Raw genomic sequence first — 21540 nt, 5'->3', positions numbered from 1 at the left:
TGTCTTCAGCCAGCTGTCCATGCAAATGAGGATATGATGCATAAGCTATCGTAACTGAAAGGAGGATGAACATGAACCAAGAAATTTATTATTCAGGTAATGACAAGTCAAAAAGGAGCGAATGGTCTGCGTTAGATCCTGATCAGTGCCATCCTACAATGCAAACAGATGATACTCAAGCAGCTGATCAAGTAAATAAAACAGTGCAAACGTCCGAAGAATATATTTTTATAAAGGATTCTTGTGACATTACAGTTTCTACAACAGATACGAAAGCAGCTGTTTCATTGCAAGCAGCATTACAAGCGGCTATTGCATTGGTCATTAATATCTCGATTGCCGATAGCAGTAAAGCAGAAAAAGTGACTCAAGACCTTTTACAAACAGCAAAAACAAAGCAAATGACTTTCCAGAAAACAGTTGTCGAAAACTCTCGTAATGTAGATGTAAAAACGACAGATACACAAGTATCAGTGAATATTCAAATTCTTTTACAATTACTATTAGCGCTAATTGTAAGGTTAGACATTTTGTAATGCCTTTCTAAAAATTACTATGTAAAAAGATGCACACGTTTATTGTGTGCATCTTTATTTTTTATTAAAAGTTCATTTATGCTTCAGCTAGTTGGTATGATTCGGTTTTATGCTCTTTAAACCAAGCTAATTTCTCTCTTAATTTTACCACTTCACCAACGACGATGATTGCGGGAGAACGAAATGTTGATTCAGCTACTTTCTGAGAAATATTCTCTAAAGTTCCTGTTAAAGTTTCTTGATTTTTTGTTGTCCCCCAGCGGACAAGAGCTACAGGAGTATGTGCGGGTCTTCCGTGAAATAAAAGTTGTTCTTGAATCATTTTGATGTTGCCAACACCCATATAAAACACGAGAGTGTCAACAGACGTTGAGAGTGTCTCCCATTGAATTTCCTTTCTTTCATTGTTTGTCCCTTTGTGACCGGTAATAAACGCGCATGAAGAGCTGAAATCACGGTGAGTTAAGGGGATACCCGCATACATAGAAGCAGAAATTCCAGATGTAATTCCAGGGACAACTTCAAAAGAAATGCCATGATCTACACAGTGTTCGGCCTCTTCCCCTACACGACCGAAGATACTAGGATCTCCACCTTTTAAGCGGACGACTGTTTTTCCTTTCAAAGCTTTTTCCACTAATATTTTATTAATTTGCTTTTGTGGAATGAGGTGTTTATCAGGCATTTTTCCACAATAAATTAATTCAACTAATGGCTTAGCGTACTCTAATAGTTTCGTGTTTACCAATCGATCGTATACTATCACATCGGCTTTTTTTAATGCATTTGCCCCTTTTATTGTCATTAATTCAGGGTCACCTGGACCTGCTCCTACGAAAAATACGGTTCCACTCCTATTCATTTTCGTACCCCTCTCATTTATCGTTTCATACTAACGGATTCTTCTGGATTTTTACTTGAGTTTCTTACTAATGGAGTAATAGAAACAGCAGTAAGTTTGAATTCAGGCATTTTGCAATATGGATCTAACTTTCCCTTTGTAACTCGATTAATGGATTGAGAATTTCCCCAGTGAAAAGGAGCAAATATCGTATCTTTACGTATTTGGTCTGTGAATTTACTTCGAATAATCATGGATCCTCTAGTGGAACTTAATTGAAAAATTTCCCCATCTGAAATGTTATATTGTGCCCCTGTCTCAGGGTGTATTTCTAATAGCGGTTCAGGATATCGTTTATTAAGATCTGGACTCCGACGGGTTTGAACACCAGTTAAATAATGCTCCATTACTCTTCCAGTCGTTAAAAGAAGAGGATGCTCTACCGTTGTCATGGACGACTGTTTTTTTCCTTGCAAAGGATAAAAGAGGGCGCGCTCATTCTCATGAGCAAAAGACTGATCAAACAAACGATTTGTTCCGGGATGTCCTTCGTTTGGACAAGGCCAAAATATTCCCTCTTGATCTAGTCGTTTATAAGAAATTCCTGAATAATCTGCTTTAGCTCCCTTGGTTGCTAGACGTAGTTCTTCAAATATGTCTTCAGCTGATGAATAAGAAAAAGCTTTTTCATATCCTAATGCTGAAGCGATCATTGCTAGTATTTCCCAATCATGCTTTACGTCCTTAGGAGGTTGTCGTTCACCTCTTCTTAGAACGACTCTTCCTTCTAAGTTTGTCATCGTCCCGGTGTCTTCTAAATATGAAGAAGTAGGGAGGATCAGATCAGCTAATTGAGCTGTTTCAGAAATAAACATATCGACAACGACTAAATACTTCAATTTCTTTAATGCCTTTTCTACAAAAATAGAGTCGGGGTTTGATACAACTGGGTTTGAACCCATAACGAATAACCCTGTTATTTCTTGTCGGTCAATTTTTTCAATGAGTTCAAACGCCGATACGCCTTTTCGAGGTAATTCGGATTCTTTCAATCCCCATAAATCTGATATAAATTTTCTGTCTTCAACGTTTTCAATGGAACGATAACCAGGAAGTTGGTCAGCTTTCTGACCGTGTTCTCTTCCACCTTGGCCATTTCCTTGACCAGTAATAGAACCATATCCAGCGGCATAGCGGCCGATTTTTCCTGTTGCAAGAACAAGGTTAATAAACTGTCGAACATTTTCGTAGCCGTTCGAATGTTGTTCAACCCCTCGAGCAGTGAATAGAAAACCGTTTTCTGCTTGACCGTATTGTCGTGAAGCCTCTTTCAAATCATCTACATTTACGCCAGTAATATCAGATATTTCTTGCAAGTCGATGGATTCGACTTGTTTCTCAACTTCTAGATAACCATCGGTGCGCGACTCCATAAAATGTTCATCGACATAGTTCTCATCAAATAGAACTTTTAACATACCATTGGCCAGATGAGCGTCGGTACCTGGCTTCACTTTTAAATGAAGATCCGCCAATTTTGCTGTAGTGGTTTCTCTAGGGTCAATGACAATGATATATGCACCGTTTTTTTTGGCTTTTCGAAAATAAGGAATAATTGTAGGTTGGCAATCTGCGATGTTGGTTCCAGCTAAGATAATACATTTTGCATCGGGAATTTCTGAAAGGCTATTCGTTAAGCCACGGTCTATGCCGAGTGCTGCATTGGATGCCAATGAGGAAGCACTCATGCAGAACCGTCCATTATAATCGATATGTTTTGTTTTTAAAGCCATTCTAGCAAATTTTCCTAAGAGATATGTTTCTTCATTTGTAAGGGATCCGCCACCATAAACACCAAGGGCATCTTGGCCATCGTGTGCTTGAATGGATTGGAACTGGATAGTAATAAATTCAATAGCCACTTTCCAAGGGACAGAAATAAACTCTCCATCCATTTTCAGCATAGGTCTTGTCACTCGGTCTTGGTGATAGACATGTTGATGAGCGTTTGCCCCTTTAATGCACATTCTTCCACCAGAAGTAGGATCATTTTTAGATGGTTTTGGTTTAAATTTTCTTGTTGTAATCGCTGTTTGTTCTAATAACTCCATAGAACATTGAACACTACAGTAAGGGCAAACTGCCGGCATGACTTTTTCCGTGCTTTGTTGTAACTCTTTTGATCGAAAATGGTTTAGAAAATCACTCATAGATATCACACCTTTAGTTACGAGAATGCTTTATATTTTTATAAAAACTTCATTATTCCTTACTTCAACGTGATACGTTCGAACACAACCATCATCAGGTTTTTGAACGTCACCGCTCGTCAAGTCAATTTTCCAATCATGTAACGGACAGAAGACAAATTCTCCGCTGACAATGCCTTCTGATAACGGACCTTGTTTGTGTGGGCACTTGTTTTCAACAGCTTTGAATTTTCCACTACTTAATCTAAAAATGGCAATTTCCAAGTTATCAATAATGACTTCTTTCCCAACTTGATTCGGAATTTCATCGACATTTGCGACTTTGATTAACTGTGTTTCTATTGCTTTACTCATTTGTTTTACCCCTTTCTACTTTTGAGCAACAGCTGTGGCTTTATAATTTTCAAAAAGGTCATTCTTTTGTTTTTCATCATTAATAATTTCGCTCCAAGGCTCTTTAAGATTAGAAAGAGCAATTTCCATTCGATTGGCCAACTTTTGTTTTTCTTGCTCATCATCTAAAATAACTGATTTGATATAGTCTAAGCCAACTCGCTCTAACCAATGGGATGTTCTTTCTAAATACCTGGCATTCTCCCTATAGAATTGAAGGTAGGCGGCAATGACTTCTAATACTTCTTCGCCAGTAATAACGGTACATAACAACTCAGCTGCTCTTAAGGTAATGCCACCGTTTCCACCAACGTAGATTTCCCAAGAACCTTCAACACCAACTACACCAACATCCTTGATACCCCCTTCTGCGCAGTTTCTTGGACATGCCGAAACTGCCATTTTTACTTTATGAGGGGTGTTTAGTTTTTCGAATTTCTTTTCGATCGCGATACCTAGACCGATTGCATCTTGTGTTCCAAATCTACAAAAATCTTTACCAACACACGTTTTAACCGTTCGAATTGCCTTACCGTAGGCGTAACCAGAAGGCATATCTAAGTCTTTCCAAACATTGGGAACATCTTCTTTTTTGATACCAAGCATATCAATGCGTTGGCCACCAGTGACTTTAAGCAATGGGACGTCATATTTATCAGCAACATCTGCAATTCTTCTTAAATCTTTTGAGTTCGTAACGCCGCCATACATCCTTGGAACGACGGAGTATGTTCCATTTTTCTGAATGTTTGCGTGCATTCTTTCGTTTACAAACCTTGATTCCTTTTCATCTTCATGTTCCATTGGGTGTACCATTCCTAAATAATAATTAAGTGCTGGACGACATTTTGAGCAACCTTCATCTGAGCTCCAATCCAACACATTCATGACTTCCCTGGTATGAGTAAGACCTTTTTCGCGAATTTCGGCTACGACTTCTTCATGAGTCAAGTCTGTACAATCGCAGACGGTAGCTTTCTCATCAACAATTTCAAATTCATCACCGAGAGTATGTTCCAGTAAATCTCCAACGAGACCAGCGCATGTACCGCAAGATCTTGAAGCATTTGTACAACCTCTTACTTCAGAAACAGTTGTTAAGTTTTGTTCTTGAATAGCGGTGACGATATCTCCTTTTGAGACACCATTACAGCCACAAATCTGATCACTATCAGCCATTTCAGCAACACCACTTTCAGCACCTTGACCTGTTGATTGGAAGATCGTCACTTTGCTCATTTCAGAAATGTCCGTTTCGTTATTGATCATACTCAGCAGTCTTGTTCCTTCACTCGTATCACCGAATAGAACGGCTCCGACAACTTTGTTGTCACGAACGACCACTTTTTTATAAAGCCCTTCAAACTCATCTTGCACTCGAATGGCTTTCGTATTTGGATTATCAGCGAATTCACCAGCAGAGAATACGTCTACACCACTTACTTTTAATTTCGTAGAGAGAATCGATCCTTGATAACCATCTCCGGCATCTATTTCGCATATCTTTTTAGCGAGTGCTTTTCCTTGATCCCAAAGTGGTGCGACAAGCCCATAAACCATTTCTCTGTGCTCAGCACACTCACCGAGGGAATAAACATCAGGTGCGCTCGTTTGCATGTAATCATCGACAACAATACCGCGGTTTGTTTTTATCCCTGACTCTTTTGCAAGGGCGACATTTGGTTTGATCCCAACGGCCATGACAACAAGATCTGCTTTTACAGGTTTGGCATTTTTAAAGGAAACTTTTTTAACTCTTCCTGCGCCTAATATCGCTTCCGTTTGATAACCCATAAGGAAATTCATTCCTTGTTTTTCCAACTCTTCTTGTAACATCGTTCCGGCAGTTGCATCAAGTTGACGCTCCATTAATTGATCCATGATGTGAACGACATCGACTTCCATTCCAAGGTTTAGCAATCCTCTTGCAGCTTCAAGTCCAAGTAAACCACCGCCGATAACAACAGCTCGTTCATACTTCTTTGATGAACGTATCATTTGTTCACAATCTTCAATGTTTCGAAACGCAATAACACCTTCTTTATCAGCTCCAGGCAATGGGAGCATGAAAGGATTAGATCCCGTTGCTATAATAAGGTCATCATAGGATACTTCTCTGTCTTTATCTGTGTAAAGTAGTTTATCTTCCGTGTTTATTTTCTCAACAGTTTCTCCCGTGAAAAGTTTGATGCCATGTTGTTCATACCATTCATAGCTGTTTAGAATAATGTCATCAATCGTTGTGTCTCCTTGTAGTACGGATGACAACATGATTCGATTATAGTTTGGGTGAGGTTCTGTCCCGAAAACGGTTATTTCAAATCTGTTGGGATCTTCTTTCAAGATCTCTTCCAAACATCTGACACCTGCCATTCCATTTCCAATAAGAATTAACTTTCTTTTAGCCATGATAACTCCTCCTATTTATTAAAATACTGATTTAAAGATGGTAAAGGGTTAAAATAACGATGCGTATTCAAAGTAACTTCATGTATTTACTTGGTTTTAGTTGAATAGTTAACCATCGATGCTGATGCGACTTTCTTTAATTCATTTGTAGATTCTGATTCTGCTTGTGCTCTATCAACTGATGATTCGTAATAATCGTTACTAAAAGCGTTCTCTGGCTCGTCTAACCAGAAATAACATGCGAGAAAGCTAAGTAATGCTCCCCCTGCTAAAACGAAGAAAAATGTCTGTGGCGTTACGAGCGTATAAAGAGTTAAATACAATGTGGCTCCGACATTCCCGTAAGCGCCAGCCATGCCGGCAACTTGACCAGTGATTCTTTTCTTTACCATTGGAATCATAGCAAAGGTTGCTCCTTCAGCGCCTTGAACAAATACAGAAGTTAAAACGGTGACGACGATCGCTAATATAAGCGGCCAACCAGAATCAATGAATCCCATCATCGCTAACCCGATAGTAATCCCTACCATGTAAATCAACATAACTTTCTTTCGACTTCCCATTCTGTCAGATAAGACACCTCCAAGAGGACGGGCAACTAGGTTGATAAATGCAAATGAAGCAGCGATAAGCCCAGCTGATGTTGGTGTTAATGAAAATGTTAGTTGAAAAAACATTGGTAGCATTGAAATAATTGCTAGTTCTGCACCGAAGTTTGCAAAATACGTACTGTTTAATGCGGCAACATTTTTAAAGCTATATTTGTCATCGTCTGGAACCCCTTTTTTCAAAATGGGAACATTAACGGCTAGAATTTTGTAAAGTTGATAAACCATTGTAATTCCAATCACTGTATAAGTAAGATATAAGATGGAAGTTGAAATGAATCCCATACTGGCAACTCTCCAAGCGAGAACGGCTAACGCTCCTCCTAGAGGAATCGTCCAAATAATCAACCAAATCATATCTTTCCAAGTACTTACTTCCATGGCACCAGCTTTTTTAGATTTTATGAATGTTTTTCCTTTAGGAGTATCACGCACTGCTAAGTAATAGATGACTCCGTATACGAGACAAAATACACCGGTTAAAGCGACAGCATATCTCCAACCTTCTTCCCCACCGAACATGGTTAAGGCAAACCATGGAAGTAGCATTGCAGCAGCTGCGGATCCGAAATTTCCCCACCCTCCATAAATGCCTTCAGCAAAGCCAACATCTTTTGGTGGGAACCATTCAGATACCATGCGAATACCGACTACAAACCCTGCGCCGATACTACTTAACAATAACCTTGAGATCATCATCTGTGTCCATGAATCCCCGAAAGCAAACATGAATGTCGGAATGGACATGACGATAAGTAATCCTGAATAAACGACTCTTGGACCAAATCGATCAAGTAGCATCCCAATAACAATTCTTGCAGGGATTGTTAAAGCGACATTCATAATCCCGAGGGCTGCAATATGTTCTCCGGTCATCCAATCACTTGTTTCGATCATTGTTGTTGCCAAAGGAGCCATATTAAACCAGGTGAAGAATGAAATGAAAAAAGCAAGCCATGTTAAGTGCAATACTTTCATCTGTTCGTTTTTAAATTTAAAGATAGCAGAAACTTTCAATGATAGATCCTCCTTCAAATAGTTAAAAGATAATTGATCGTACGTTGAAATGTTTGTTTATTCATTATTTTCAAATTATTTAACGCAAAAAGATTTATTTCAAATATTTGTTTGTTAGTGGCGAGTATGTCACAGAATTTTCAAAAATAAAGGATTTTTGTAAGATTATTTAACAGGTAAAATCGCATAAAAAGGCAATTAATTCAACATTTTAAGTGAAGTAATTGCGCTTCTATACATGGTGATAGCGCTTACTTATTTAAGGCATAATTCTATCTCCGTTTATATTTGTTTTGTTGGCTATGTAGACTATCTAAATTAAATTTTGTTGTGAAGCCTAATGTCTCATTAATATGGTTATTGGATAAAAGATCATGAAAGCTCATAAAATGTTTGTTAAACTTCTATAGATTGAGTGAGCAAGCTCACTGCGATATTATTGTCTTTGTAGTGAAATGAAGAGAAGGGGGAGATTACGATGGACTTTTATACAGCTTTAAGTAGCTATTACGATGATATATTTCAAACGAATGAAAAAGCGATTCAGCTAATTAAGAAAAAGGTAAAAGGGACTCGTCTGCTGGATTTAGCTGCAGGAACAGGGGAGGAAGCCATTGAGCTAGCAAAAGCTGGATACGAAGTTACAGCAACAGATTTGAATGATCAGATGGTTGAAATAATGAAATCTAAAATAAAATTAAGAAATTTACCACTCGTTATTAAAAAAATGGATATGAATTTATTAGGGGAAGCACCTGAAGCAGGTTTTGATGGTATTTATTGTATCGGAAACTCCTTTGTTCATCTTCAAAATAGACAAAAGATGATCAGGTTGTTAAATACAGCCTATGAAAAATTAAATAAAAATGGCGTTTTCATTATCCAGGTCGTTAATTACGATCGGATTTATTCGCAAAAGATAAATCAATTACCGACCATAGAAAATAAGGAGAAAGGACTTATTTTTGAGCGATTTTATAAAGCAGAGGACGATCATTTTCGTTTTCGAATGAGATTAACAATTGAAAATGAAGCGATGTCTGACGTACTTGAGAGCGAGACACCACTAAGTCCGCTAACGAAAGATAGCTTTGTTTCTATCTTAGAGTCATCTGCCTTTCAAAAATATAATATTTTCGGTAATTTTCATATGGGGGAGTTTACGACGAATTCACCAGCTTTGGTAGCGGTATTAACTAAAGAATAAAAAAAACCTGACCTCGAGTTCAAAGAGGTCAGGTTTCATTGTTTAACCAAATGTCTTTTCATCTACTACTTCGTTTAAGTGGTTATAAATAGTTAATTTGCTGGGCTTATTTTCTTCAGCCACTTTTTCTCCGGCTTCTATTGCTTCATCCATTTTATCAAAATCTTGCTGTGGTGCTACGTCCTCTATTTTCAGAAACCATGCGTCTGCATCTTTATTTGGTCTTACGGAATATTTTTTCATTATGGAGCACTCCTTATTTTTATTGATTGAAACTATACTGTGGCCATTCCCACCTCGCTTTCAAGATAAACATTGAATTCCCTATTAAATGTATTTCGCTTATTCTGTTCAAATGATATTAAAGGCTTGATCATTTCTAAGTACTCCTCTAGAATTAAACAGTATTTTGATTAGTCGGTATGAGATTTATAAAAAAATAAATAGTGAAAGAAAGAAGGCTATCGTTGTGTGGGAAATATTAAACGGAATCGGTACAATCGCATTTGCTTTAAGTGGTGTATTAGTAGCAATGGAAGAACGATACGATTTAATGGGTGTCTATATATTAGGTTTTATTACCGCTTTTGGAGGAGGGGCCGTTCGGAATTTGCTAATAGGGGTACCTGTTTCGGAGCTTTGGGAACAAGGGACTTTGTTTACGGTTGCTTTTTTAGTCATGACATTGGCGTTTGTGTTTCCAAAAATAGTCCGCTGGACTTTGCTTCGAAGAGGTGTCTTTTTTGATGCAATAGGGTTAGGTGCTTTTTCCGTTCAAGGAGCGCTATATGCTTACTCTATGGGGCATCCACTAAGTGCTTGTATTGCTGCTGCGGCTCTTACGGGAACAGGAGGGGGAATGATTCGTGATGTGTTGGCTGGACGGAAACCATTATTTCTACAAAAAGAAATTTACATCGCATGGACGTTAATCCCTGGCATCGTCGTAGGACTTGGTTGGCTAACAGGACCTGTAGAACTAATAATGATCGTTGTCCTTGTCGTAATCCTAAGACTATGTTCTGTTTACTTTGGATGGAGATTGCCCAATAGACAAATTTAATAGTTGAGATTTTTTATATAAAAAGCAGCAACGGATTAATTGTCCGCTGCTGCTTTTCGTTTATGGATGTTTTAATCAAACAATCGTTTGAAAGGTTTCGTTTAGACCGCTTTTAATTGGTCTTCAGGTAGTTGATGTTTATTAATAAAATCAACAAACAAACGATTGTTTAAATGTGAGCTTTGCTTAAAAATAAATAGAACTTGCTTAAAATCTTCTGATTTCAATGCATGATATATATTTTCCAATAGCAACATTTGAGACAGATCGTCGACATATAAATCAGTGCAGTCTACTTCAACAGTAAATTCTGACGTTGGAATAAGAGTGATCTCTTTTTTATATTCTGAATAAAACTCCTGATCGTCACCGGCTAACAATGATCCTTCAATTTTAACGTTCAATCTTTTGTCGTAAGGGTTAATTTGAATAATTGTGTTTCCCAAATTAAATCCACTCCTTTTGGGAAATGACTTATACTTCCATGTTAAATGGATAAGGAGTAATATTCAAGGCTATCCATACTTTTTGACTATTTTAAACATACTGACACGGAAATACTATATTTCACTTATTGAGGGCAACTCATCAATAAGCTTTTCTGCTGATTTTCGATAAAAATTACTCATCGTTATCATAGAGAGGATCATAAGCACCTGTTGGACGTACTCATCTCCTTCCATCCTTTTTACTTCTTCTGTAATGATTTTCGTATGCTCGTTTGTTTCTTTTACAAAAGACGAAGCATTTTCAGATGCGATGTTTAAATAACGCTTATAAAAGTCATCGACGCCATATTCATCTGAGGAAGTTTTATCGTTAATATGTTGGAGTGTTTTTTTAATATCGTTAATCGACAGGGCACCCTTTAACTCAAATATGAGGCTGATAAGCATCACGTGCTCTTTTGAATAGCGCTTGTTTTTTATTGGAGGGAGAAGTCCTCCCTTAGCATAATTATTAATCATTGTCTTTGTGATGATTTTTTCTTTATCGTTTCGTTTTGCGTTTTGAAATGTGCGATCAAATAATTGAATAACTTGATCCATATATAAATCTAAATCTGGAATATCTTCCATTGTTATTTTTTGTTCCAACTGCATCGTTGGGATTAACTCTGTTAATGATTTCATATAAAACCTCCGTTGTTTCATCGATAAATGATTTTTACTTTATCTAACTGAGACGTTCACACATGTCATTATAACCTTAATTCATTTTGTCGTAAACGTTGACTATTAGATATCGTTACTATATCATTATAAGTAGTTATTAAAACTACTTATCATCATAGGGGGATTTACTTTGAACACATTTATCCGTGAGCCAATAAACGGTTTGACTCATTTAGCGGGAGCAATTCTTTCGTTTGCAGCACTTCTTGCAATGGTTGTAAAAGTATCGATGGAAGGGGCGGCACCTTTAGATCTGACAGCTGTCATTATCTTCGGATTAAGCTTAATTCTTCTCTACGCTGCTTCTGCAACGTATCACATGGTAATGGCAAGCGACAGGGTTATTGCGTTTTTTAGAAAAATGGATCATTCGATGATTTATATATTAATTGCAGGAACGTACACTCCTTTTTGTTTAATCGCTTTAAATGGTGTGACGGGATGGGTGTTATTTGGAATCATTTCAACATTGGCAATGATGGGAGTTATTTTTAAAATGGTTTGGTTTGATTGTCCAAGGTGGCTTTCAACGTCAATTTATATTGCTATGGGTTGGCTTGTCATTTTTTTCATTTCTCCATTATCCGGCGTACTGGAAGCTGAAGGACTATTGTTGCTTATTGTAGGCGGTGTTTTATATACTATTGGAGGCGTTATTTACGGATTAAAACCTCGTTGGCTTCAGATGAAACATTTAGGATTTCATGAGATTTTTCATATCTTTATTTTGTTAGGAAGTTTTGCACATTTTTTAAGTGTCTTTTTCTATGTGTTATAACTAAAAAATTGATTTGGTTCATCTTAATCTAAAGATAAAAAAAGGCAGAAGGGAAACTTCCGCCTTTTTCGTCATCTTACTTTTCTAACCACATCTTCTTTTAAAATCGCATTGATTTCTCCTCCTAGTAGAATAATGATGGAGGAAAGATGAAACCAAACCATCAAAGCTATAACCGTTCCAATGGTTCCATAAGTGGCAGAGAAATCAGCAAATCGATTTAAATAGATAGAAAACCCAAAAGACGTTAATTGCCAGCCGATGGTGGCAAAGATAGCACCGATATATACTTCTCTGATTTTAAGTCGCATGTAAGGACCTACTAAATAAAGAATAAGTAAGATAGTGAATATAATCGCGGAACTTAACATCCAGCGAAGTAAGTCTAGATTAAAGATGACAAAATCGACGATCAAGTAGTCTTTCATAAAGGATCCGACGACTTGTAAGCTAAGAGCGACAATGATTACTGCAAACATCCCAATAGTTAATGCAATGGAGATCAATCTACCAAGAACCATCCCTCTTCTTTCTGTGACGTTATATGCCAAGTTTAAAGCACGAAGAATAGAATTCAACGCTAGCGACGCCGTCCATAGAGTAAAGAGAAGCCCAAATGATAAAACTCCAGTGCTTTGCTGATTCGTCAAAAGCTCCCATTGCCCTTCAATTACTTCAAGAACGTCACTTGGTACATAAGCTTCTTGTAACAAGTTGTAGACATCATTGAATGAAAAAGGTAAAAAAGTTAAAAGGCTGATGATAAAAAGAAGAAAAGGAAATAATGATAGCAAAAAGAAATAGGCACATTGAGCAGCTAAGTCGATTAAGCTATGTTCTTTGAAACGTTTCATGAGTAATTTAAGCAAATGGGAACCTCCTTGGACTATGATTAGTAAGATAATGAAAAGTTTCCTTGTTTTTATCTCATCATTCCCGTAAAGTTTAATGAAGAATCATTTATTTAAGAATTAATGGAAACTGCACGATAGATGTAAATTAGGAAGAGAGGAAACCTTTATGAACGGACAAAACAGAAACAATATCAAACCTGGGCTAGAAGTTGATATCGTTTTAAAACAAGATCAGAGAAGTGGGAAGCTAACGAGAGGGACTGTGAAAGACCTTTTAACAAAATCGTCGAATCACCCTCATGGAATAAAAGTTCGTCTGCAAGACGGCCAAGTTGGTCGTGTAAAGAATATCCATAAAAGAGAAGAGTAAATCTACACAAGAGAAATTCGAATAAATAAACGTATCCGCAAGCTGACTTAGGCTTGCGGATATTTTATTATCAAATTAGTTTGTCATTAAATGGTTTAATACTGTTGCGTTCCATGATTTTAATAGGTATCGTATTTTTTCTTTCTATGTTTACTTTATGATCGATTTGTCCAATTAATAACTCTGTAGCAGTTTTCCCTTTTAAAATAATATCTTGAGAGATTGTAGTTAGTGGAGGAGACAAGTACTTTGAAAAATACAAATCGTCAAACCCCATAATGGATAAATCTTCAGGAATATTCACACCTAAATCATGCAATCCTTTCATGACTCCAAAGGCTGTGACGTCGGAGAAGCAAAATATAGCAGAAATATCCTTTAAAGCGAGTATTTGATTTGCAGTATGTAAACCACCTTCTATGGATACAGGTGCCACAATATGATTTTCTTCTGAGAATAATAAGCCATTTTTATTCAAAGCATCTATATGACCTCTCAGTCTAGCAGTTGTGACACCACCTTCTAGTTCACCACTTATAACAGCAATATTTTGATGGCCATGATTTAATAAATACTTTGTTCCTTCGTAAGCCCCCTTTTCATCGTCAAGATAGACCTCATAACAATTTTTGTCTTTCAAATAACTGTCAATATAAACACAAGGAATATTTAGCTGATTGATTTTTTGAGTAATAGGGGAATCTTCGTACGTACCAACAATAACTAAACCGTCAAGATGGCGGTCTTTCACAAAATCCAGTGCATCAGCATTTTCTTCATTTATTCCGGATAATATAACGTGAAACTTTTCATTTCTTGCACCAAGCTCAATACCGGAAACGAGATTCCAATAAAAAGGATTATCTTGTAGGTTTCCATCTTGTTGTTGAAATGGAACAATGACACCTATAAGATAACTTTGCTGTTGTTTCAATCCACGAGCAGAAATATTAGGGGAATAACCCATTTCAGAAATAATCGATTGAACACGGTCTATCATTTTCTCTGAAACGCGTCCTTTCTTGTTTACGACATTTGAAACGGTCGCAATGGAGACTCCAGCTTTTTCTGCGACATCTTTAATACTTGGTTTTTCCAATCAAATCACTTCCTTCAATTACATTCCTTAGTGTTATTATACTAAAACGACGTATTAAAAGTTAAAAATTCCTGAAACAGTAATTATAAATGTGACCCACATGAGTAGAACAACTTGCCTTGTCTTAAAAATATCATCCTTTCATGAACCAATTTCACTAATTAAGTATGTAGCAGTTGAAATTCAGTTAGAAAAAAATAATGAAAACGATTGCAAATAATTTATTTAACTGTTAGTATGAATGTTGATTAAACGTTTAATCAGAAGGGGGAATAAACATGAAAGTTAAAAAGAATCTTGTTTTATTATTATCATTAAGTACACTTCTTGCAGCGTGCACTGGGGAAAGTGATGGAGAGGGTAATTCAAATGCAACTAATGAATCAAGTGGGAATGAAATACCAGAAGTTTTAGAAGTTTGGGCAAATGATGAAGCAAGTCAACTAGAAGCTGTGGAAGTCTTGGCAGAGGAATTTACAGAAGAGACAGGAATTGAGGTAGAAGTAACGCCTTTTGGAATGCTTGATCAAACAGAGGCTATTTCTTTAGATGGACCTTCTGGGCAAGGGCCTGATTTGTTTTTTCAACCGGGTGTAGGAGATTTGTCTATTCAGGGTCTCGTTCAACCTATTATGGTTGACGAAGATGATTTACAAGATTATACGGAAAGCTCACTAGAAGCTTTGAAATATGAAGGAGAACTTTATGGCTTGCCATTAGTCGTTGAAACGTATGCTATGTTTTATAACCAAGATTTAATTGAGGAAGCGCCATCAACAATAGAAGAGCTTGAAATAATTGCAGAAGAGCATACGGATTCCTCAGTTGATCAGTATGGATTTCTTTACGATGCAGGAAATTTTTATTTTGACTATGCGTTTTTAGGTGGTTACGGTGGATATGTCTTTGGGCAAGATGAGGAAGGGATTTTTGATATTTACGATATTGGTCTTGATAATGATGGTGCAATTCAAGGTGGTGAACTAATTCAAAGTTGGTTTGACAAAGGGTATCTGCCTATTGGTGTCGATGGGGATATTGTTGGGGGATTGTTTAGTCAAGGGAGCGTTGCGGCTGTTTTCGATGGACCGTGGGCAATATCGGACTACAGAGATGCATTAGGTGAAAGCTTAGGAGTTGCTCCTCTACCGAAATTAAATAACGATGAGGAACCTACTTCCTTCATAGGTGTTAAAGGTTGGATGCTATCTGAGTATAGCGAAAATCCTGAATGGGCCTCGAAATTAGCTTTACATTTAACTAGTGAAGAATCTGCTCAATATTATTATAATCAAACTGGAGAAATGCCTCCATATGAAGCATTATTAGAAGGTGGAGATATTGCTGATGATCCGTTAGCTTCTGGTTTTGGTGAACAAATTATTTATGGTGAACCTATGCCAAACGTAGCTGAACTATCTCACGTATGGGATCCGATGGCAGATGCTGGTCAATTTATCTCTCAAGGTGAAGATGTCAGAGAGGTTTTAGAAGAAGCTGTAGAAGTTATAGAAAGTGAAATCAGACTTGCACGAGGAGAATAAGAGATTTCGTTTTTAAAGTAAGTTTCATGTTAATAATGATAGAAATTGCCGGCAGATCGTATCAATTGGTCTGCCATTTCTGCTCATTAATTGTATTATATTGATGTAAAGTTACACATACATGGGAGGGATATCATATCGTGCTACAGAATACAAGTTTTGCTATTCATCCAGGAAATAACAATAAAGAGAATAAACGAGTATTAAAAGATATTGGAAGAGTAAAAGACGTACAGTCGGATGACGGAGTCGTTACCTTTTGTTGTGAAGGTGGAACTGTTCATATTCAGTTTTATCATGAAGAAGTGGTTCGGGTAACTTATGCTAGAAACAATGTAGTTCCCCTGCCCACACAGGCTGTTACTCAGCAATCTAAAAAAGGATTATTTACGTTTGAACACACTGAACATATGTGGAAAATGCAAACTGAAAAACTGATTGTAGAAGGAAATATGTCACCATTTCGTATTAACATTTCTAATACGAATGGTGAGTCATTGCTAGCAGAGTCAGATAAAGGACTAGCCTATAATTTTCAAGGTGACCTCGTTAATTTTAAACAAGCACACGATCAAGATCGATATTATGGATTTGGTGAGAAGACAGGGTTTTTAGATAAAAAAGGTGAGAAAATGACGATGTGGAATACAGATGTGTATGCCCCACACAATCCTGAGACGGATCCTTTATATCAGTCAATTCCGTTTTTTTTAACGTTAAGAGAAAGTCTTGCCTTTGGGCTTTTTTTCGACAATCCAGGTAAAACTCATTTCAATATGAAAGAGGACAAAGGATCCTATTATTTTCACAATGAGACAGGGGCTTTAGACTATTATGTATTTGCTGGACCAACGCTGAAAGATGCGATCCAACAATATACGTGGTTAACTGGAAGAATGCCTCTGCCACCAAAATGGGCGATTGGTTATCATCAGTCGAGATTTAGCTATGAAACAGAAGCAGAGGTAATGGAAGTCGTTGATAAATTTGAAGAAAAGAATATTCCATTGGATGCGATATATTTAGATATCCACTATATGGATGGATATAGAGTGTTTACGTTTGATGAGGGTCGTTTCCCTAATCCTAAAAAAATGGTTGAAACGTTGAAAACAAAAGGAATTCATGTTGTCCCTATAGTGGATCCAGGTGTAAAAGAGGATCCTAATTATCCTGTCTATCAAGAAGGGATGCGAAAGAATAAGTTCAGTAAATTCCTTGACGGATCGGTCTTCTATGGTAATGTGTGGCCAGGTAAAAGTGCATTCCCAGATTTTACAAGCGAGACAGTAGGTCGGTGGTGGGGGAATCTTCATCAGTATTACACAGACATCGGAATTGAGGGTATTTGGAATGACATGAATGAGCCAGCAGTTTTTAATGAAACAATGACGATGGATTTGAAGGTAGTACATGACAATGAGGGAAATCCTAAAACACATAATGAGTTACACAATTTATACGGATTTCTGATGGGAAAAGCTACTTTTGAAGGAATGAAAAAAAATCTTGATTCGAAACGAACTTTTTTGGTGACAAGGGCTGGTTATTCCGGAATCCAGCGTTATGCTGCAGTATGGACAGGGGATAATCGAAGCTTTTGGGAGCACCTTCAGTTGGCTGTTCCTATGTGTATGAATTTAGGAATGTCAGGCGTAGCTTTCTGTGGATCTGATATAGGTGGGTTTGCTCATGACACGAATGGCCAACTTTTAGCTAGATGGACACAGTTTGGCGCGTTTACACCATTTTTTCGAAACCATAGTGCGGCCGATACAATTCGCCAAGAGCCATGGGTATTTGGAGAGCAGACGGAGATAATTGTTAAGAAATACATTCAATTGCGCTACCAATGGTTTCCTGAGTTTTATAAATGGTTCTATGAAGCCCATAAAACTGGCTTACCAGTGATGCGACCTCTTGTGCTAGAGTATCCAAATGATAAAGAGACACACCATTTATTTGATCAATTTTTGATTGGAGAAAATACAATTGTGGCCCCAATTATGACTCCAGACACAAAACACCGTGTTGTTTATTTACCTGAAGGAAAATGGATCAATTATTGGACAGAGGATGTATTTGATGGGAATAGACATCACCTTGTTTATGCTGACTTTGATATTATCCCTGTTTTTATCAAGCAAGGTTCCGCTATTGCACATGGAAGCATTAAAGCGAATACAAAACAACAAGAAACGGACTGGCAGCTTCATGTTTATCCTAGTAACGAAGATAAAGTGACTTACGAAGCATATGATGATAATGGTGAAACTACCTCTTATGAAGAAGGTGACTATGAGTTATATCGGATTCAAGTTAAATTGAGTGAGAGCATGATTGAATTGGTCTCCAACGTGGAGGGAACATTTCGTCCATCAATGGATCAGCGGTCAATAGTCATACATAGTGATGTCACATATGAAAAAGCAATCTACAATGGGGTAGATGTAACATCTTCAATGACAATAGAAAATGGGTGTACAGTCGTTGATTTAAGTATTTAGTCTTGGCGAATACTATGACAATAGTATTAGAGTGTTCGTTTAGTTGCCCCCGCAGTTACGTCGTTTAGCTACGAATTAAATCTGCAAACCTAATCTACAGGTTTGCGGATTTCTTCGTTTTATGAATTTAGTGCGTCTTTCAGTCACTTTAGTCCTTCTGTAATTTAATATTTGGGTTTTCTAATCAGATCACTTCCTTCACTTACACTCCTAAGTATGATTACCCAAAAAAGTTGGAAAAAACTTATTATAATTAAAATAAATGATAACGCTTGCAGATGAAAACTCTCTGTGTTAGAATTCAATTATATCATATGATTAAACGTTTAATCAAAAAAGAGGAGGAACAGAATTGTTCAGATTTAAAAAAGCGTTAAGTTTTCTAATCGTCATGTTAATTTTTGTTGTATTAAGCGCTTGTTCAGGGGATGGTGAAGGGGAAGGGGAGGTAATTGATGAAGCTATGAATGACTCAACTTCTAATATTGATTCTAATGAACAGTTAACATCAGATGCTCCAGAAAAACCAGAGGCGTTAACGATATGGGTGCATGATGATGATGTACAGATGGATGCATATGAAGAAATTACAACAGGATTTACGGAAGAGTACGGAATTGATGTTGAGATGGTTCCATATTCTATGGCCGATCAGCTAGAAGGGTTATCTCTAGATGCCCCTCAAGGACTAGGTCCAGATTTATTCTATTCCCCTCATGATCATATGGGGAATATTCATTTACAAGGATTAGCAGCTGAATTAGACCTTACGGAAGAACAACAAGATCGCTTGGACCAATATAACGAAGAAGCGGTTACGTCGTTTAGCTACGAAGGTATTCAGTATGGCATTCCAGCAGTAGTTGAAACATATGTTTTATTCAGAAATACGGATATTATCGAAGAAGCACCTGAAACGATGGAAGAATTATTGGAAAAAGCGAAAGAAGCTACGCATGATGAACAATACGGTTTTATGATCACTGCTGCTGATTTTTATTTTACGTATCCATTTTTAACAGGACCAGGCGGATACATTTTTGATCAAGACGATGATGGTATTTTTAATACGGATGATATTGGATTAGATTCTGAGGGTGCCATTGAAGGCGCAGAGGAAATACAATCGTGGTACGAAGAAGGACTTATTCCTGCAGGAGTAGACATGGATATTTTAAACGGATTATTTGTCGAAGGAAATGTGGGCATGGCCGTAACAGGCCCTTGGGCGATTGCTGATTACAGAGAAGCAATTGGAGACAGCTTAGCCATTTCTCCATTACCAGCATGGGATGGTCAACCTTTGAACTCGTTTTCTGGAAATAAAGGTTGGTTAGTGAGCTATTATTCTGATTATGACTATTGGGCAACCGAATTAGCTCTATACATGACAAATGCTGAAAATGGGGAAACGTATTTTGATATAGCTAATGAATTACCTGCTCATAACGATTCTATCATTGAGGATGAATTTATGGCACCTGTTCTCGAACAAATTCAAGTCGCTGAACCGATGCCTAATGTTCCAGAAATGGCTCTTGTGTGGGAGCCGATGGCAGACGCGTTAAACTTCATTGCTCAAGGTGATGATCCTAGAGAAGTTTTAGAAGAAGCAGTTGACCAAATCGAAGAGTCCATTTCTGTCATGAATCAATAACATAGTACTAAAAAATCCGCAAACCTATTTCTACAGGGATGCGGATTTATTTTTTATTCGTTTGATGATTTCAGCGCTTTTTTCATTCGCTTTAGCCCTTCTTCAACAGTAGCACGAGGACAAGCTACGTTCATTCGAACGAACCCTTCGCCGCCTTTACCAAAACTAGGTCCAGGATTGAATCCCACTTTTCCTTCTTCCACAAATAAGTGATTAATCTTTGCATCAGAAAGTCCCAGTTTTCGGCAATCAATCCAAAGTAAATAAGTTGCTTCAGGTTCGACCAACGACAATGATGGAATATGTTCAACTAAATAGTTTTTAACAGTGGCAATATTTCCTTCAAGATAAGTGAGAAGTTCTTCTAACCATTCTTCTCCATGTAGGTATGCTGCTTCCATAGCAATGATACCAAAGGCATTTAATGTGAATGCGCCTTGTTGTTGATCAATCGATGTTATTTTTTTACGGAAAGAATTATTGGAACTAATAATAGCAGATGATTGTAATCCAGCTAAATTAAATGTTTTACTTGGTGCAACTAAAGTGATCGTTTGCTCGCCTATCTCGTCTGAGAGAGAAGCGATAGGAATATGTTTGTGTGGTTTAAGGATGAGGTCGGAATGAATCTCATCTGAAACGATAACAACATCATGGGCGACACACAATTCAGCCATTTTCCGTAATTCATCCTCTTTCCAAACTCTTCCTGTTGGATTGTGAGGATGACAAAGAAGAAATAATTTAACACCATTTTTTAAAGACTGTTCGAATGCGTTAAAATCAATATCATATTGATGATCAGATTTAACGAGTGGACAGTTCTCAACAACTCGATCATTTGATTTAATCATTGAAAAGAACGGTGGATAAACTGGAGACTGGACGAGTATTTTGTCCCCTGGATCAGTCAGTGCTTGTATAATTTTACCTATCGAAGGAACGACACCGGGGCTATATTGAATCCATTCTTTCTCTACTGTCCACCCATGCCTTTTTCTCATCCAAGAGCAGATTGCCTTGCTCACATTGTCTCCAATGAATGTGTAGCCAAAAATTCCGTGTTCAACTCGCTCTTGTAATGCAGTTGTTACTGCTTCTGGTGGGCGGAAATCCATATCCGCAACCCACATTGGAAGAACGTCTTGCTCAGTTTTGAATACTTCTTTTGTCCGTTCCCATTTAACGGAAGCGGTGTTGCGACGATCGATGTTTTGTTCGAAAAAATCCATGGAATCATCCTTTCATTATGTAAAGATTCTAATGTATTAA

The 21540-nt window shown here is 37.4% G+C and carries 19 protein-coding genes; 8 read left to right on the top strand and 11 right to left on the bottom strand.

Going from position 1 to position 21540, the window contains the following annotated elements; all coding sequences use genetic code 11:
• Nucleotides 1-71 precede the first annotated feature (71 nt).
• Nucleotides 72-536: a spore coat protein gene (locus tag QDN89_RS17375; protein WP_280771430.1), complete on the top strand. Its 465-nt coding sequence runs from the start codon at nt 72-74 to the stop codon at nt 534-536.
• 76 nt (nt 537-612) lie between these two features.
• Here QDN89_RS17375 and cobA read toward each other — a convergent pair whose 3' ends face one another.
• From cobA to QDN89_RS17350, 5 genes are all read right to left on the bottom strand, one after another.
• Nucleotides 613-1398 carry a uroporphyrinogen-III C-methyltransferase gene (gene cobA, locus QDN89_RS17370; protein WP_280771429.1) on the bottom strand — a complete coding sequence of 262 codons (786 nt, stop codon included), beginning with the start codon at nt 1396-1398 and terminating at the stop codon, nt 613-615.
• A 17-nt stretch (nt 1399-1415) separates the two neighbouring features.
• Entirely contained in the window at nt 1416-3587 is a 2172-nt protein-coding gene (gene nasC / locus QDN89_RS17365) for an assimilatory nitrate reductase catalytic subunit NasC (protein WP_280771428.1), read from the bottom strand.
• Between the two features lie 30 nt (nt 3588-3617).
• On the bottom strand, nt 3618-3941 hold the full coding sequence (nirD, locus tag QDN89_RS17360; protein ID WP_280771427.1) for a nitrite reductase small subunit NirD: 324 nt from the start codon (nt 3939-3941) through the stop codon (nt 3618-3620).
• A gap of 15 nt (nt 3942-3956) precedes the next feature.
• Nucleotides 3957-6389, bottom strand: coding sequence for a nitrite reductase large subunit NirB (nirB, locus tag QDN89_RS17355; protein ID WP_280771426.1), 2433 nt, complete (start codon nt 6387-6389; stop codon nt 3957-3959).
• Nucleotides 6390-6475: 86 nt separating this feature from the next.
• Nucleotides 6476-8014 (bottom strand): NarK family nitrate/nitrite MFS transporter, encoded by a 1539-nt coding sequence (locus tag QDN89_RS17350; RefSeq protein WP_280771425.1) that lies wholly within the window; start codon nt 8012-8014, stop codon nt 6476-6478.
• Between the two features lie 478 nt (nt 8015-8492).
• On the opposite strand from QDN89_RS17350, the gene QDN89_RS17345 reads away from it, so the two are divergent.
• Nucleotides 8493-9221, top strand: a complete 729-nt coding sequence (locus QDN89_RS17345) for a class I SAM-dependent methyltransferase (protein ID WP_280771424.1) — start codon at nt 8493-8495, stop codon at nt 9219-9221.
• A 42-nt stretch (nt 9222-9263) separates the two neighbouring features.
• Here QDN89_RS17345 and QDN89_RS17340 read toward each other — a convergent pair whose 3' ends face one another.
• Nucleotides 9264-9464, bottom strand: coding sequence for a DUF2188 domain-containing protein (locus QDN89_RS17340; protein WP_425335419.1), 201 nt, complete (start codon nt 9462-9464; stop codon nt 9264-9266).
• Between the two features lie 220 nt (nt 9465-9684).
• Here QDN89_RS17340 and QDN89_RS17335 point away from each other — a divergent pair, with 220 nt between their 5' ends.
• On the top strand, nt 9685-10284 hold the full coding sequence (locus QDN89_RS17335) for a trimeric intracellular cation channel family protein (RefSeq protein WP_280771526.1): 600 nt from the start codon (nt 9685-9687) through the stop codon (nt 10282-10284).
• A 101-nt stretch (nt 10285-10385) separates the two neighbouring features.
• Here the strand turns inward: QDN89_RS17335 and QDN89_RS17330 are convergent, their stop codons facing one another.
• Nucleotides 10386-10730 (bottom strand): hypothetical protein, encoded by a 345-nt coding sequence (locus QDN89_RS17330; protein ID WP_280771423.1) that lies wholly within the window; start codon nt 10728-10730, stop codon nt 10386-10388.
• A 114-nt stretch (nt 10731-10844) separates the two neighbouring features.
• Nucleotides 10845-11417, bottom strand: a complete 573-nt coding sequence (locus tag QDN89_RS17325) for a DUF1836 domain-containing protein (protein WP_280771422.1) — start codon at nt 11415-11417, stop codon at nt 10845-10847.
• A gap of 172 nt (nt 11418-11589) precedes the next feature.
• On the opposite strand from QDN89_RS17325, the gene trhA reads away from it, so the two are divergent.
• Complete coding sequence (gene trhA, locus QDN89_RS17320) at nt 11590-12237, top strand: PAQR family membrane homeostasis protein TrhA (RefSeq protein WP_280771421.1); 648 nt, start codon at nt 11590-11592, stop codon at nt 12235-12237.
• Between the two features lie 71 nt (nt 12238-12308).
• Here trhA and QDN89_RS17315 read toward each other — a convergent pair whose 3' ends face one another.
• On the bottom strand, nt 12309-13106 hold the full coding sequence (locus QDN89_RS17315) for a YihY/virulence factor BrkB family protein (RefSeq protein ID WP_280771420.1): 798 nt from the start codon (nt 13104-13106) through the stop codon (nt 12309-12311).
• Between the two features lie 151 nt (nt 13107-13257).
• Between QDN89_RS17315 and QDN89_RS17310 the strand changes: the two genes are divergently transcribed.
• Nucleotides 13258-13461, top strand: coding sequence for a YwbE family protein (locus QDN89_RS17310; RefSeq protein ID WP_280771419.1), 204 nt, complete (start codon nt 13258-13260; stop codon nt 13459-13461).
• Between the two features lie 70 nt (nt 13462-13531).
• Here QDN89_RS17310 and QDN89_RS17305 read toward each other — a convergent pair whose 3' ends face one another.
• Nucleotides 13532-14560: a LacI family DNA-binding transcriptional regulator gene (locus QDN89_RS17305; protein WP_280771418.1), complete on the bottom strand. Its 1029-nt coding sequence runs from the start codon at nt 14558-14560 to the stop codon at nt 13532-13534.
• Nucleotides 14561-14838: 278 nt separating this feature from the next.
• On the opposite strand from QDN89_RS17305, the gene QDN89_RS17300 reads away from it, so the two are divergent.
• The 3 genes from QDN89_RS17300 to QDN89_RS17290 all read left to right on the top strand — a co-directional run bounded on the left by QDN89_RS17300 (nt 14839) and on the right by QDN89_RS17290 (nt 20268).
• Nucleotides 14839-16104 (top strand): extracellular solute-binding protein, encoded by a 1266-nt coding sequence (locus QDN89_RS17300; protein WP_280771417.1) that lies wholly within the window; start codon nt 14839-14841, stop codon nt 16102-16104.
• Between the two features lie 140 nt (nt 16105-16244).
• Nucleotides 16245-18611, top strand: a complete 2367-nt coding sequence (locus tag QDN89_RS17295) for a glycoside hydrolase family 31 protein (RefSeq protein WP_280771416.1) — start codon at nt 16245-16247, stop codon at nt 18609-18611.
• 352 nt (nt 18612-18963) lie between these two features.
• Nucleotides 18964-20268, top strand: a complete 1305-nt coding sequence (locus QDN89_RS17290; RefSeq protein ID WP_280771415.1) for a sugar ABC transporter substrate-binding protein — start codon at nt 18964-18966, stop codon at nt 20266-20268.
• Between the two features lie 53 nt (nt 20269-20321).
• On the opposite strand, the gene QDN89_RS17285 is transcribed toward QDN89_RS17290, so the two are convergent.
• Nucleotides 20322-21500, bottom strand: a complete 1179-nt coding sequence (locus QDN89_RS17285) for a MalY/PatB family protein (protein WP_280771414.1) — start codon at nt 21498-21500, stop codon at nt 20322-20324.
• Between the last annotated feature and the right edge of the window lie 40 nt (nt 21501-21540).

The sequence above is a fragment of the Salipaludibacillus daqingensis genome, assembly GCF_029891575.1.
Classification (GTDB): Bacteria; Bacillota; Bacilli; order Bacillales; family Salisediminibacteriaceae; genus Salipaludibacillus; species Salipaludibacillus daqingensis.
This window is presented reverse-complemented; position numbering and strand designations above follow the sequence as displayed.

Bases quoted from the DNA above. Each gene is read 5' to 3' on its own strand.
- nasC (WP_280771428.1), bottom strand. From the start codon at position 3,587: ATGAGTGATTTTCTAAACCATTTTCGATCAAAAGAGTTACAACAAAGC.
- QDN89_RS17310 (WP_280771419.1), top strand. From the start codon at position 13,258: ATGAACGGACAAAACAGAAACAATATCAAACCTGGGCTAGAAGTTGAT.
- cobA (WP_280771429.1), bottom strand. From the start codon at position 1,398: ATGAATAGGAGTGGAACCGTATTTTTCGTAGGAGCAGGTCCAGGTGAC.
- QDN89_RS17300 (WP_280771417.1), top strand. From the start codon at position 14,839: ATGAAAGTTAAAAAGAATCTTGTTTTATTATTATCATTAAGTACACTT.
- nirD (WP_280771427.1), bottom strand. From the start codon at position 3,941: ATGAGTAAAGCAATAGAAACACAGTTAATCAAAGTCGCAAATGTCGAT.
- QDN89_RS17375 (WP_280771430.1), top strand. From the start codon at position 72: ATGAACCAAGAAATTTATTATTCAGGTAATGACAAGTCAAAAAGGAGC.
- QDN89_RS17325 (WP_280771422.1), bottom strand. From the start codon at position 11,417: ATGAAATCATTAACAGAGTTAATCCCAACGATGCAGTTGGAACAAAAA.
- QDN89_RS17340 (WP_425335419.1), bottom strand. From the start codon at position 9,464: ATGAAAAAATATTCCGTAAGACCAAATAAAGATGCAGACGCATGGTTT.
- QDN89_RS17345 (WP_280771424.1), top strand. From the start codon at position 8,493: ATGGACTTTTATACAGCTTTAAGTAGCTATTACGATGATATATTTCAA.
- QDN89_RS17285 (WP_280771414.1), bottom strand. From the start codon at position 21,500: ATGGATTTTTTCGAACAAAACATCGATCGTCGCAACACCGCTTCCGTT.
- nirB (WP_280771426.1), bottom strand. From the start codon at position 6,389: ATGGCTAAAAGAAAGTTAATTCTTATTGGAAATGGAATGGCAGGTGTC.